This window comes from Bosea sp. Tri-49 (assembly GCF_003952665.1).
Taxonomy (GTDB): Bacteria; Pseudomonadota; Alphaproteobacteria; order Rhizobiales; family Beijerinckiaceae; genus Allobosea.
Genome location: NZ_CP017946.1, coordinates 4,447,467 through 4,460,173, shown reverse-complemented (window position 1 = coordinate 4,460,173; position 12,707 = coordinate 4,447,467). Strand labels below are relative to the sequence as shown.

The following is a 12,707-nucleotide window of genomic DNA, read 5'->3' as shown; positions in this document are numbered from 1 at the left end:
AGGGCTGGAGCTTTCGCGATGAACCGTCTGAAGCATGCCGCCAGTCCCTATCTGCTGCAGCACCGCGACAACCCTGTCGACTGGTGGGAATGGAGCGACGAGGCCTTCGCGGAAGCGCGCGCCAGCGATCGCCCCGTCCTGCTTTCTGTCGGCTATGCCGCCTGCCATTGGTGCCACGTCATGGCGCATGAGAGCTTCGAGAACCCCGCTATTGCTGCGGTGATGAACGAGCTCTTCGTGAACATCAAGGTCGACCGCGAGGAGCGGCCCGATATCGACCATGTCTATATGAGCGCCCTGCATACCCTCGGAGAGCAGGGCGGCTGGCCGCTGACCATGTTCCTCGACAGCCAGGGCGCGCCGTTCTGGGGCGGCACCTATTTCCCACCGACATCGCGCTACGGCCGTCCGGGCTTCATCGACGTGCTCCGGCAGATCTCCGGTCTCTATCGCAGCGATCGCGAGCGCATCGGGCGCAATGCCACGGCTATCGGCGATGCCTTGCAGCAGAGCCTGCAGCGCGCCACGGAGACCGCCGAGCCGGATCTCGACCAGATCGCAAGCCAGATCGCGCGCCGCTTCGATCGCGACCATGGCGGCCTCGGCGGAGCACCAAAATTCCCGAACCCCGGCCTGGTCGAACTGCTCTGGCGCCATGGCGCGCGCAGCCGCGATGAGGCCTCCCGCGAAGCCGCCAACCGCACCTTGGTGCAGATGGCGCGCGGCGGCATTCACGACCATCTCGCCGGCGGCTTCGCCCGCTATGCCGTCGACGAGCGTTGGCTCGTGCCGCATTTCGAGAAGATGCTCTACGACAACGCCCAGCTGCTGCCGCTCTACGCGCTCGAGGCCGCGCGCACCAACGATCCGCTTCTGCGCGAGGCCGCGGAGGGGATGGTCAGCTGGCTGAAACGCGACATGCTGCTCCCCGAAGGCGCGTTCGCCGCCAGCCTCGATGCCGACTCGGAAGGGGTGGAGGGCAAGTTCTATGTCTGGGCACTTCCCGAGCTGACGGAGATTCTCGGGCCTGACGATGCCGTCCTCTTCGCCCGGCACTATGACGTGACCCCAGGTGGAAATTGGGAAGGCCACACCATCCTCAACCGGCTTGATACGCCCGATCCCCTTCCCGAAGTCGCAGCCAACCTCGCCGAGCTCCGTGCCCGTCTGCTGGAGGCCCGTAGCGAACGCATCCCGCCCGGGCTCGACGACAAGATCCTCGCCGATTGGAACGGGCTGATGATTTCGGGCCTCGTTCGGGCCAGCGGCATCCTCGAGCGCAAGGACTGGATCAATCTTGCCGCTGATGCCTTTCGTTTCGTTGCCGAATCCATGGCCGATGGTGACGGGCTCGCGCACTCCTATCGCGCCGGCCGGCTGATCACTCCGGGCTTTGCGCTTGATCACGCCGCGATGGCTGACGCCGCCCTCGCTCTCCACGACGCGACCGGCGAGCGGCACTACTTCGATCTCGCCAGGCGCTGGAGTTCCCATTTAGATCGGCACTACCGCGAGGCAGACTCAAACCTTTTGCGCATGACTCGCGCCGACAGCGCGGCACTACCGGTCATACCCAGGCCGACTCACGACGATGCCGTACCGAACGCCAACGGACTGCATGCAGCAAATCTGCTGCGCATCGCGGCTCAGACCGGATTGCCGGAGAACCGCGAGCGGGCCGACCAATTCCTGGCGGTCATACTGGCCGCCGCAGCTCATCCTCCGATGGCGCATGGCTCGGTGCTCAACGCCTATGACCTCGCGCGCAACGGCGTCGAGGTCGTGCTGGCTGGCCCGAACCGCGGGACGTTCCGCGAGGCAGCCCTGGCACTACCTCACCTGACGACCATGCTGGTTGATTGTCCCGACCCGGATGGATTGCCGGCCGGGCACCCCGCCCATGCCTATGCCAAGCAAGCCGGAGAAGGCGCCGCCTTCGTCTGCCTGCATGGGCGCTGCCTGCCGCCCGTCACGGACCCGAATCGATTGGCCGAGATCGTCGCCAGCGCCCGTTGAGGCAGGTGCGCGCGGGACATGAAAAAGGCCACGGCGAGCTGCCGTGGCCTTTTTGCGTTCCAGAATTGCTGAAACCGTCAGGTGTTCATCGAGTCGAAGAACTCGGAGTTCTGCTTGGTCTGGCGCAGCTTGTCCAAAAGGAACTCGATCGCGTCCTGCGGGCCCATCGGGTTGAGGATGCGGCGCAGCACATAGGTCTTCTGCAGGTCGGAGCGCGGCGTGATGAGCTCTTCCTTGCGGGTGCCGGACTTGATGATGTCGATCGCCGGGAAGATGCGCTTGTCGGCCACCTTGCGGTCCAGAATGATTTCCGAGTTACCGGTGCCCTTGAACTCCTCGAAGATCACCTCGTCCATGCGGCTGCCGGTGTCGATCAGCGCCGTCGCGACGATGGTCAGCGAGCCGCCTTCCTCGATATTACGGGCCGCACCGAAGAAGCGCTTCGGCCGCTGCAGTGCATTGGCGTCGACACCACCGGTCAACACCTTGCCGGAGGACGGCACCACCGTGTTGTAGGCGCGGCCGAGACGGGTGATCGAATCGAGCAGGATGACGACGTCGCGTCCGTGCTCGACCAGGCGCTTGGCCTTTTCGATCACCATCTCCGCGACCTGGACGTGGCGGGTCGCCGGCTCGTCGAAGGTCGAGGACACCACTTCGCCCTTCACTGAGCGCTGCATGTCGGTGACCTCTTCCGGGCGCTCGTCGATCAGCAGCACGATCAGATAGCACTCGGGATGATTGGTGGTGATCGACTGCGCGATGTTCTGCAGCAGCACGGTCTTGCCGGTGCGCGGCGGCGCCACGATCAAAGCGCGCTGACCCTTGCCGATCGGCGCCACGATATCGATCACGCGCGGCGAGAAATCCTTCTTGGTCGGATCCTGCACCTCGAGCTTGAGACGCTCATCGGGATACAGCGGTGTCAGGTTGTCGAAGTGGATCTTGTGCTTGATCTTCTCCGGATCCTCGAAGTTGATCGTGTTGACCTTGAGCAGGGCGAAATAGCGCTCGCCATCCTTGGGGCCGCGGATCGGGCCTTCGACGGTATCGCCGGTGCGCAGGCCGAATTTCCTGATCTGCGAGGGCGAGACGTAGATATCGTCCGGCCCCGGCAGGTAGTTCGAATCGGAGGAGCGCAGGAAGCCGAAGCCATCCTGCAGAACCTCGACGACGCCTTCGCCGAGAATTTCTGTTTCCTGGGAAGCGAGCTGCTTCAGGATCGCGAACATGAGTTCCTGCTTGCGCATCGTGCTCGCGTTCTCGACCTCCATGCCTTCGGCAAAGGTGAGCAGCTCGGTCGGCGATTTCGCCTTGAGTTCGTGGAGTTTGATTTCCCGCATGGGGCACCCGGGTTGAGCAGGCCTGCATAGAGGCGGGCCAGACGGCAGTGAGGGATCGACGGGACGAAGGGCTGGGAGCCCCACTTGTCAGGATGTCGTGTCGGCTGGCGAAAGCAGCCGCGGCACGAACCGTCGACGATAGGGAAGGACGCGAACAGAAGGCGCAGAGGCTTGATAACCGCTTTCCCCGCTTGGCTCAAGCGGGAAACCGCGCCGATATCAGAACGGCTTGACGATCACCAGGATGACGATTGCAGCCATCAGCAGCGCCGGTACCTCGTTGAGAATGCGATAGAAGCGCGCCGGCTTGTCGTTGCGGTCTTCGGCAAAGGCCCTGACCCTGCCGGACAGATAACCATGCAGGCCCGAGAGGACAAGGACCAGCGCGATCTTGCCGTGCAGCCAGCCGCCCTTGAAGCCAAAAGCGCTCCAAGCGAGGTAGAGCCCGAGCACCCAGGCGACGATCATCGCGGGGTTGATGATCCCCTTGAGCAGCCGGCGCTCCATGATCTTGAAGGTCTCGGACTGGATCGAGCCGGTCTGCGCCTCGGCATGATAGACCATCAGCCGCGGCAGATAGAGCATCCCGGCCATCCAGGCGATCACCGCCATGACATGGAAAGCCTTGATCCATTCGTAGGCCATCGGATCGATCCTTTAGGCGCGCACCAGCTCGACCAGCCGCTCGACATGAGCGATCGGCGTATCCGGCAGAATGCCATGCCCGAGATTGAACACGAACGGACCTGCGCCGAATGCCGCACGGATCGCAGCGATCTCGCGATCCAGCTCCGAGCCACCAGCGCGCAGTAGCTGTGGGTCGAGATGACCCTGCACAGGGACCAGTGCCTGGATCGCCTCGCGCGCAAACGTCCGGTCGATATCGGTTTCGAGCCCGACGGCATCGACGCCGGTCCCGCGAACATAATCTGGAATGCCGGCACCGGCCCCGCGCGGGAAGCCGATGATCTTGGCCTGCGGATGACGCGCCCGAACCAGATCGACGATGCGCCGGGTCGGTTCGATGCACCAGCGCTTGAAATCCTCCGGCCCGAGCGAGCCCGCCCAGCTGTCAAAGATCTGCACGACATCGACACCAGCCTCGATCTGGGCACCGAGGTAGGCCGCGGAGTTCACGACGAGCCGATCGATCAACCTGGCAAACAGCTCAGGGTCACATCGGAACAGATCCTTGGCTGGCCCCTGATCTGGGGTACCTTGCCCAGCGACCATATAGGTCGCCACCGTCCACGGCGCCCCACAGAAACCGATCAGCGCCGTTCCAACAGGGAGAGCTGCCTTCACCCGTCGAACGGTCTCGTAGACCGGCGCCAGCACGTCCGGATCGATCTCCTCGCGGATTTCGCCAAATCGGCCGTGGTCGGCGACGGGTTCGAGCCGCGGTCCTTCGCCTTGTGCAAACCAGAGCTTTTGCCCGAGCGCATGCGGTATCACGAGAATATCGGAAAACAGGATCGCGGCATCGAAGCCGAAGCGCTTGATCGGCTGCAGAGTCACTTCCGCGGCCATGTCCGGGTTGTAGCAGAGCTCGAGGAACCCGCCTGCCTTGGCGCGAAGTTCGCGATACTCCGGCAGATAGCGGCCAGCCTGACGCATCATCCAAAGCGGAGGCTTCGGCAGCGTCTCACCGGAAAGAGTGCGGAGGAAAAGGCTCTGGCTCATGTAAGGCACCGGGCGCTGGGCCCTTCTTCTAAAAAGAATCTCTTCTAAGAGAGTCTTCTATTTTAACTCTTGGATAGGGGCACATAGCCCGCCCCAAGATTGTCCACAACCGGTCCACAGGCCGCACTCGGGTGAGCGGGATGGCCATTGTGCCGGAGGAGGGCTCTTAACAGTTTCTTAACGAATTACTTTTCGCTCTAAGACGCGGCCTCGCGCCGCGTCTCAGAATGATTCACGTGAAACATCGAGATTCCGCCCACAGGCCGAAGCCTGTTGAGCTTTCGCCGAGTTATCCCGCCCGCCTCTGGCAGGGTTCTGATTCCGCCCAGTTATCCCCACTTGTCCCGGCCATCACAAACCTATGCGCAGGCCGCTCGCCGGGAGGAAAAGGGGATTCCCACGCTGGCGGAACAGCTCTAGAGCTGATTCGAGAACAGCCGGCGGGGGAAGCCGTGGCGCGCAACTATTTTCACCTGCACCTCGTCTCCGACGCGACCGGCGAGACCCTGATTGCGGTCAGCCGCGCAGCAGCAGCGCAATATGAAGCGGTCTCGGCGATCGAGCATGTCTATCCGCTCGTCCGTTCCGAGAACCAGTTGTCGCGGGTGCTCGCCGAGATAGAGACCTCTCCGGGGGTGGTGCTCTATACGCTGGTCGAGCCGGAATGGGCCGAGCGGCTGGAGGCCTTCTGCCGCGAGATTGGCTGCCCGTGCCTCTCGGTGCTGCAACCGGTATTGTCGCTGTTCCAGTCCTATCTTGGCCAGGCTGCGGCGCCGCGGCCTGGTGCCCAGCACATGCTCAACGCCGAGTACTTTCGGCGTATCGACGCGATGAACTACACGCTGATGCATGATGACGGCCAGCTCGGCGGCGACCTCGAAAGCGCTGACGTCATTCTCGTCGGCATCAGCCGGACCTCAAAAACGCCGACGAGCATCTATCTCGCCAATCGTGGGATCAAGACCGCCAATATACCGCTCGTGCCCAACGTACCGCTGCCCGTCGAACTCGAAGGCTTGAAGAAGCCGTTGGTCGTCGGTCTCGTCGCCAGCGCGGAGCGCATCATCCAGATCCGGCAGAACCGGCTCCTGTCGCTGAAGGCGGATGACGAGACGCCCTATGTCGATCCCGATGCGGTCGCTGACGAGATTACCCAGTCGCGCCGACTCTGCGCGCGGCGGGGCTGGCCGGTTATTGATGTCACCCGTCGTTCGATCGAGGAGACGGCAGCAGGAATCCTTGATCTGCTGCGCGATCACCGCATGAAGTTCATCGCGACGTGACCGGCCAGGCGACATTCTGGCGCAGTGAAGCGCCGCTCATCCTCGCCTCCGGCAGTGCGACGCGCCTGCAGCTGCTCGAAGCGGCTGGCCTCCCGGTCGAGGTGATCAAGCCGATCGTCGACGAGCGCGCGATTGAAGCAGAATATTTGGCCATGGGCGGCCCACCGATAGGGGTTGCCGCAGCATTGGCGGAAGCCAAGGCTTTGTCGGTCTCGCCACTTGCTCCTGGTCGCGTCGTGCTCTCGGCCGACCAGATGCTGACATGCGAGGAGCGTCCGTTCCATAAGCCCGACGATGCCGCCGCTGCTCATCGGCAGATCGCAGCGCTTGCCGGCCGGCGGCACGAGCTGACCTCCGCTTTTGTGTTGGCGCGGGACGGACAGGTCGTCGGGCGGGGCGCCAGCAGCGCGATGCTCGCAATGCGTCCGCTGACGCAGGATTTCATTGAGCGTTATATCGCCCAGGCTGGGCAGGCAGCGACCACGAGCGTCGGCGGCTACCAGATCGAAGGCCTCGGCGCCCATCTGTTCGAGGCGATCGAGGGGGATCATTTCACTATTCTCGGGCTGCCGATGCTGAGCCTGCTCGCCACGCTCCGCGATCTCGATCTCATCCCATGACCAGACGCTGCTTCATTATCGGCCATCCGGTTGCGCATTCCCGCTCGCCGTTGATCCATGGTCATTGGCTCGCCGAGCACGGCCTTGCCGGTAGCTATGAGCGCGTCGATGTCCCGCCTGCCGAAGTGCCGGCCTTCATCGCTCGGCTGCGCTTCGGCGAATTCGTGGGCGGCAACGTCACCGTGCCGAACAAGGAAATCGTGCTGCCGCTGCTCGATCACGTCAGCGAGACGGCGCGGGCCATGGGCGCTGCCAATACCCTCTGGATGGAAGGCGACCGGCTCCATGGTGACAACACTGACGCCTATGGCTTCCTCGCCCACCTCGACGCCCTTGCGCCGGACTGGCTCGCGCGATGCGAGACTGCGCTGGTCGTCGGTGCCGGTGGAGCGGCACGCGCTGTGATCCACGGCCTTGCCGGGCGCGGCGTCCGCCGCATTCTCCTGGTCAACCGCAGCTCCGAACGGGCTCACGAGCTGGCGGCAGCGTTTCCGAAGGTAGTCGAGACGCGGCGCTGGGAGGATACTTCCGGACTGGTCGGCGAGAGCGATCTGATCGTCAATACGACCTCGCTCGGCATGCGTGGGCAGCCGCCTCTGGAGATCGATGTCTCCGGCTTGCGTCCTGGCACGATCGTCGACGACATCGTCTACGTCCCGCTGGAGACGCCATTGCTCGCCGAGGCCAGGCGTCGTGGCGGTATTCCGGTCGACGGACTCGGGATGCTGCTGCACCAGGCGGTGCCTGGTTTCGAGCGCTGGTTCGGTGTCCGTCCGCAGGTGACGGCCGAGCTCCGGGCCAAGCTCGAAGCCGACATTCCCGCCGCATGAGTGCGAGGCGGAGGTGATGCGATGACCTTCCTGCTCGGCCTCACCGGTTCGATCGGCATGGGCAAGTCGACGACATCGGCGATGTTCCGTGCTGCCGGGGTGCCTGTCCATGATGCCGACCAGGCGGTGCATGACCTCTATGCCGGTGCCGCTGCACCGCAGATCGAAGCAGCTTTTCCCGGAACCACCGCGAACGGCATCGTCGATCGCACTAAGCTGTCCGCCGCGGTGCTCGGCCGGCCGGAGGCGCTGGCGCAGCTCGAGGCCATCGTTCATCCGCTGGTGCGCGCTGCAGAACAGGCCTTCCTGGTCCGAGCCCGCAGGAGCGGTGCGACCGTTGCTGTACTCGACATACCGCTTTTGCTGGAGACAGGCGGGGAGGGTCGTTACGACGCGGTCGTCGTCGTCACGGCCCCGGCCGAGGTCCAACGCAAGCGTGTCCTCGGCCGTCCGGGTATGACGGAAGAGAAACTTGCCGCGATCCTCGCCCGCCAGATGCCGGATGCCGAGAAGCGCCGCCGGGCTCACTTCCTTGTGGACACTTCGCTTGGGCTCGTGGCCGCCGAGCGTCAGGTCCGCTCTATCCTGAACGCTGTCGCGGGCCGCTTCGGCCGCGTGATGAGGGCGGATTGATCATGCGCGAGATCGTTCTCGATACGGAAACCACCGGCGTCGAACCGCTGAAAGGCGACCGCATCGTCGAGATCGGCTGCGTCGAGCTGGTCAATCACTGCCCGACCGGCCGCAATTACCATGTCTACATCAACCCCGAGCGGGACATGCCGGACGGCGCCTTTAGGGTGCACGGGCTTTCCGCGGCTTTCCTCTCGGACAAGCCGGTTTTCGCCGCCATTGCCAGCGAGTTCGCTGCCTTCATCGCGGATGCCAAGCTGGTCATCCATAACGCGGCCTTCGACGTCGGCTTCATCAATATGGAGTTCGGCCGGCTCGGCCTGCCCGCGGTCGTACCGGCGCTCGTGGTCGATACGCTCGCCATGGCCAGGCGCAAGCACCCCGGCGCCAGCAACAGCCTGGACGCGCTCTGTTCGCGCTATGGCATCGACAACAGTCGCCGGACCAAACACGGCGCGCTGCTCGATTCCGAGATCCTGGCCGAGGTCTATATCGAGCTGATCGGTGGCAAGCAGACGAGCCTCGGGCTCGGCAGTGCCGTCACCGGTAAGGCCGGCGCCGGGATTTCAGTCGCGATCGAGCGGCCGATTCGCCAGCGGCCGCTGGCAGCGCGCCTCACGCCGGAGGAGCGGGCGGCCCATGAGGCCTTCGTGGCGAAGCTCAAGGGGCCGCTTTGGCGCGGCTATCTCGGCTTGCCTGAAGAGGCGTGAGACCGGCCGTCAGGCTCGGCCTGAGCCGAGCCTGACGATCACATCGATTATTCGACGCGCTTCCGAGTCGCGCGGCGCGACATCATGTTCAGCCCCTCGATCAGGGCCGAGAAGGCCATGGCCGCGTAGATGTAGCCCTTCGGGATATGGGCGCCGAAACCTTCGCCGATCAGCGTGCCGCCGATCATCAAGAGGAAGCCGAGCGCCAGCATCACGATCGTCGGGTTCTTGTCGATGAAGCGGGCCAGCGGATCGGCTGCAAGGAGCATCACCAGCACGGCGACGATGACGGCGATCACCATCACCGGGACATGCTCGGTCATGCCGACGGCCGTGATGATGCTGTCGATCGAGAAGACGAGGTCGAGTAGCAGGATCTGGAAGATCACGCCGCCAAAAGTCACGGCCGCGGCCGCGCCGCCGTCGAACATATCAGGTCCGTGATCGGGATCGACCTTGTGATGGATCTCCTTGGTCGCTTTCCAGACCAGGAACAGGCCACCAGCGATCAGGATCATGTCGCGCCAGGAGAAGGCTTTGCCGAAGACCGAGAACACCGGCGCGGTGAGCTGCACGATGAAGGCTACGGTCGAGAGCAGAGCAAGGCGCAGGATCAGCGCCAAGCCGATGCCGATCCGGCGGCCGCGCGCACGCTGATGCTCCGGCAGCTTGTTGGTCAGGATTGAGATGAAGATGAGGTTGTCGATACCGAGGACGACCTCCATGGCGATCAGGGCGCCGAGCGCCGCCCATATGGCTGGGTCGGCGGCGAGCGTCATAAGGGCATCCATGGAAATCGTGAACCTCGCGGGAATGGCGCGCCGGGACGGGCGCCTCTGGCGAGGTCGAGATGGAAAGCGACTAGCTGCTTCGCAAGCGGCTGCGCGAATTAACAATAAAAAAGAGCCCCGGAGGGCTCTTTTCTGTCTCTCGTGCCTGGCGGATGCCGCTCAGGCGTTCGGAGCGCCCTGCTGCGCCTGCATCTCCTCGAGACGCTGGCGGTAGAGCTGGGCGAAGTCGATCGGGTCGATATACAGCGGCGGGAAGCCGCCATTGCGCACGGCATCGGCGACGATCGCGCGGGCGAAGGGGAAGAGCAGGCGCGGGCAGTCGATCATCACGACCGCATGCAGCTGCTCCTGCGGCACGCCGAGGATACGGAAGACGCCGGCATAGCTGAGCTCGAACGCAAACAGCGTCTCGTCGTTCAGCGTCGCCTTGCCTTCGAGCGTCAGGATCGTCTCGATGTCGTTCTCGCCGAGCGCGTTGGCGTGGACATTGACCTGGAGGCCGATCTGCGGCCCGCCCTGCTGTTGCTGCTGCTGGGTCAGCGAGCGCGGAGCATTGGGGTTCTCAAAGGAGAAATCCTTGATGTACTGGACCAGCGTGTTGAGGCTGGGCCCCTGCTGGTCGGCGGCGCCGGCGCCGTTGCCGTTTTCGTTGGCCATCGATCCCATCATTATCTGCACAAAACCATCGGGAAATTCCGTGCCGTGGCCGGAACTGCCCGGGCAAGGCGGCAGCGCCGGGCCCGCGTCGGCTATCATGGCGGCGGGGCCGGCACAAGCGAAGCGCGCTTTCGCGCCCTTGTCGCACCCCGGGGGTGGATGTTACGAGCCTCCTTCACCATATCCGTTCGATGACGGGCGACGTAAGTGCGCTCGCGCGGGAACGAGTTTTCGAGGTTCGGATCAGCCGGCGATGCAGAATTTCGATATGACGACCCTGGTCTTCCTGGCCCTGGCCGTTTTCGTCGCCTGGAAACTGCGCTCGGTTCTGGGCCAGAAGACCGGGCACGAGAAGCCGCCGGTCGATCCGTTCGCGCGGCGCGAGGCGCCGCCGATGCGGCCCGACCAGCCGGGTAATGGCGAGCGACGCGACAATGTCGTCCGGCTGCCGGGCGCCGCCAACGATGCTGCGGCTGCCCCAGTGGCTGATGGCGAACGCTGGAAGGGCATTGCTGAGCCGGGCTCGCCAATCGCCCTCGGCCTCGATGCGCTCGTCCGGCAGGAGCCGAGTTTCGAGCCTCAGGGCTTTCTCGGCGGCGCGAAATCGGCCTATGAGACCATCGTCACCGCCTTCGCCCGCGGCGACCGCAAGACCTTGAAGGGTCTGCTTGCCAAGGAAGTCTATGACGGCTTCGAGCAGGCGATCGCCGATCGTGAAAAGCGCGGCGAGAAGGCCGAATCCAACTTCGTCTCGATCGACAAGGCCGAGATCACCGGAGTCGACGTCAAGGGCAAGACAGGTCAGGTCACGATCGCCTTCGTCTCGCAGCTGATCAGCGTGGTCCGCGATGCGCAGGGCAATGCCGTCGACGGCAGTGCCGATGCGGTCTCCGAGGTCAACGACGTCTGGACCTTCTCGCGCCAGCTCGGCAGCCGCGATCCGAATTGGTTGCTGGTCGCCACCGAATCGGCCGCGTGATCCGTGCCGCCGGCTTCGTTCTGGGGCTCATGGCCGCAGGCATGGCGATGACCGGCGTGGAAGCTTCACCTCCACCTCTCCCGCAGGGCGCCCGGGCCGAACCCGTGGCGCCCGCTGTGCTTGCTGGCTGGAGCGCCGACGATCAGCGCGTCGTCCTGCGCCTTTTCGCGCAAGGCTGCGAGACCGACCCGCCACTGCGGCAGGGCGTGGTTCCACCTCCCGCTTTGCCGGCCTTGTGCACGAAAGCTGCAAGCCTGCTAGCCGGAGGCGAACCAAGCGAGGACGCGGCGCGTCGCTTCTTCGAGGACAACTTCACCTTCTGGCGCATCCGCCCGGCCGGCGCCGAGCGCGGCTTCATGACCGGCTATTTCGAGCCGGAGTTCGAAGGCACGCTGACCCGCTCGGACGCCTTCCCGACACCGCTCTACGGCCGCCCGGCCGATCTCGTAACCAAGATGTCGGGCGACAACTGGCCCGGCCTCGATCCCAGCCTGACCTCGGCGCGCCGGACGGCCAAGGGGCTGGAGCCCTTCCCCGACCGCGGGGCGATCGAAGAGGGTGCGCTCGCCGGCCAGGGGCTCGAAATCCTCTGGATGCGCGATCCCGTCGATCGCTTCGTCCTGCAGGTGCAGGGCTCCGGCCGGATCCGCTTGCCGGACGGCAAGGTGACGCGCCTCGTCTATTCCGGGCGGAACGGCCATCCCTATACCTCGCTCGGTCGCGAGCTCAGCCGGCGTGAGAGCATCCCGCCCGAGCAGATGACGATGGACAAGCTCATCGCGCGACTGAAGGTGGATGCCGGCTTTGCCCGCGAGCTGATCCGCCTCAACCGCTCCTTCGTTTTCTTCGCTCGTAACGATGCACTACCGGCCGATTCGGGTCCGATCGGCGGCGCCGGCCTGTCGCTGACGCCGCTCCGCAGCGTCGCGATCGACCGCTCGCTCTGGCCCTATGGCATGCCGGCATGGATCGACACCGAGATTCCCGACGGCAAGGGCGGCAGCGAAAAGCTCGCCCGGCTCGTCCTGGCCCAGGATACCGGCACGGCGATCGTCGGCCCGGCCCGGATCGATCTCTTCGTCGGCTCCGGTGCAGAGGCCGGCCATCGTGCCGGCCTGATCCGGCACCCCTTCGATTTCGTCGTACTCTGGCCGCGCTGAGC

13 protein-coding genes are annotated in these 12,707 nt (G+C 64.6%); 8 read left to right on the top strand and 5 right to left on the bottom strand.

Going from position 1 to position 12,707, the window contains the following annotated elements:
• Nucleotides 1-18 precede the first annotated feature (18 nt).
• Nucleotides 19-2,016 carry a thioredoxin domain-containing protein gene (locus BLM15_RS21580; protein ID WP_126114688.1) on the top strand — a complete coding sequence of 666 codons (1,998 nt, stop codon included), beginning with the start codon at nt 19-21 and terminating at the stop codon, nt 2,014-2,016.
• Nucleotides 2,017-2,093: 77 nt separating this feature from the next.
• Here the strand turns inward: BLM15_RS21580 and rho are convergent, their stop codons facing one another.
• The 3 genes from rho to hemE all read right to left on the bottom strand — a co-directional run bounded on the left by rho (nt 2,094) and on the right by hemE (nt 5,051).
• Entirely contained in the window at nt 2,094-3,359 is a 1,266-nt protein-coding gene (rho, locus tag BLM15_RS21575) for a transcription termination factor Rho (RefSeq protein ID WP_126114687.1), read from the bottom strand.
• Between the two features lie 219 nt (nt 3,360-3,578).
• Nucleotides 3,579-4,004, bottom strand: coding sequence for a protoporphyrinogen oxidase HemJ (gene hemJ, locus BLM15_RS21570; RefSeq protein ID WP_126114686.1), 426 nt, complete (start codon nt 4,002-4,004; stop codon nt 3,579-3,581).
• A 12-nt stretch (nt 4,005-4,016) separates the two neighbouring features.
• Nucleotides 4,017-5,051, bottom strand: coding sequence for a uroporphyrinogen decarboxylase (gene hemE / locus BLM15_RS21565; RefSeq protein WP_442859388.1), 1,035 nt, complete (start codon nt 5,049-5,051; stop codon nt 4,017-4,019).
• A gap of 443 nt (nt 5,052-5,494) precedes the next feature.
• Here hemE and BLM15_RS21560 point away from each other — a divergent pair, with 443 nt between their 5' ends.
• Genes BLM15_RS21560 through dnaQ form a run of 5 tightly spaced genes read left to right on the top strand, consistent with a single transcriptional unit; the run spans nt 5,495 to nt 9,118 of the window.
• Nucleotides 5,495-6,325: a pyruvate, water dikinase regulatory protein gene (locus tag BLM15_RS21560; protein WP_126114684.1), complete on the top strand. Its 831-nt coding sequence runs from the start codon at nt 5,495-5,497 to the stop codon at nt 6,323-6,325.
• On the top strand, nt 6,322-6,945 hold the full coding sequence (locus BLM15_RS21555) for a Maf family protein (RefSeq protein WP_126114683.1): 624 nt from the start codon (nt 6,322-6,324) through the stop codon (nt 6,943-6,945). The genes BLM15_RS21560 and BLM15_RS21555 overlap by 4 nt, the downstream gene beginning before the upstream one ends.
• Nucleotides 6,942-7,775, top strand: a complete 834-nt coding sequence (locus BLM15_RS21550) for a shikimate dehydrogenase (protein ID WP_126114682.1) — start codon at nt 6,942-6,944, stop codon at nt 7,773-7,775. The genes BLM15_RS21555 and BLM15_RS21550 overlap by 4 nt, the downstream gene beginning before the upstream one ends.
• Before the next feature lie 21 nt (nt 7,776-7,796).
• Nucleotides 7,797-8,408: a dephospho-CoA kinase gene (gene coaE, locus BLM15_RS21545; protein WP_126114681.1), complete on the top strand. Its 612-nt coding sequence runs from the start codon at nt 7,797-7,799 to the stop codon at nt 8,406-8,408.
• Between the two features lie 2 nt (nt 8,409-8,410).
• Nucleotides 8,411-9,118, top strand: coding sequence for a DNA polymerase III subunit epsilon (dnaQ, locus tag BLM15_RS21540; protein WP_126114680.1), 708 nt, complete (start codon nt 8,411-8,413; stop codon nt 9,116-9,118).
• 47 nt (nt 9,119-9,165) lie between these two features.
• Here the strand turns inward: dnaQ and BLM15_RS21535 are convergent, their stop codons facing one another.
• Together BLM15_RS21535 and secB are read right to left on the bottom strand one after the other, a co-directional pair.
• Complete coding sequence (locus tag BLM15_RS21535; RefSeq protein WP_126114679.1) at nt 9,166-9,909, bottom strand: TerC family protein; 744 nt, start codon at nt 9,907-9,909, stop codon at nt 9,166-9,168.
• A gap of 159 nt (nt 9,910-10,068) precedes the next feature.
• Nucleotides 10,069-10,566, bottom strand: a complete 498-nt coding sequence (gene secB, locus BLM15_RS21530; protein ID WP_126114678.1) for a protein-export chaperone SecB — start codon at nt 10,564-10,566, stop codon at nt 10,069-10,071.
• Between the two features lie 253 nt (nt 10,567-10,819).
• On the opposite strand from secB, the gene BLM15_RS21525 reads away from it, so the two are divergent.
• The gene (locus BLM15_RS21525) at nt 10,820-11,545 is read left to right on the top strand and encodes a Tim44/TimA family putative adaptor protein (protein ID WP_126114677.1); all 726 of its coding nucleotides are present in this window, start codon (nt 10,820-10,822) and stop codon (nt 11,543-11,545) included.
• Entirely contained in the window at nt 11,542-12,705 is a 1,164-nt protein-coding gene (mltA, locus tag BLM15_RS21520; RefSeq protein ID WP_126114676.1) for a murein transglycosylase A, read from the top strand. The genes BLM15_RS21525 and mltA overlap by 4 nt, the downstream gene beginning before the upstream one ends.
• Nucleotides 12,706-12,707 lie beyond the last annotated feature (2 nt).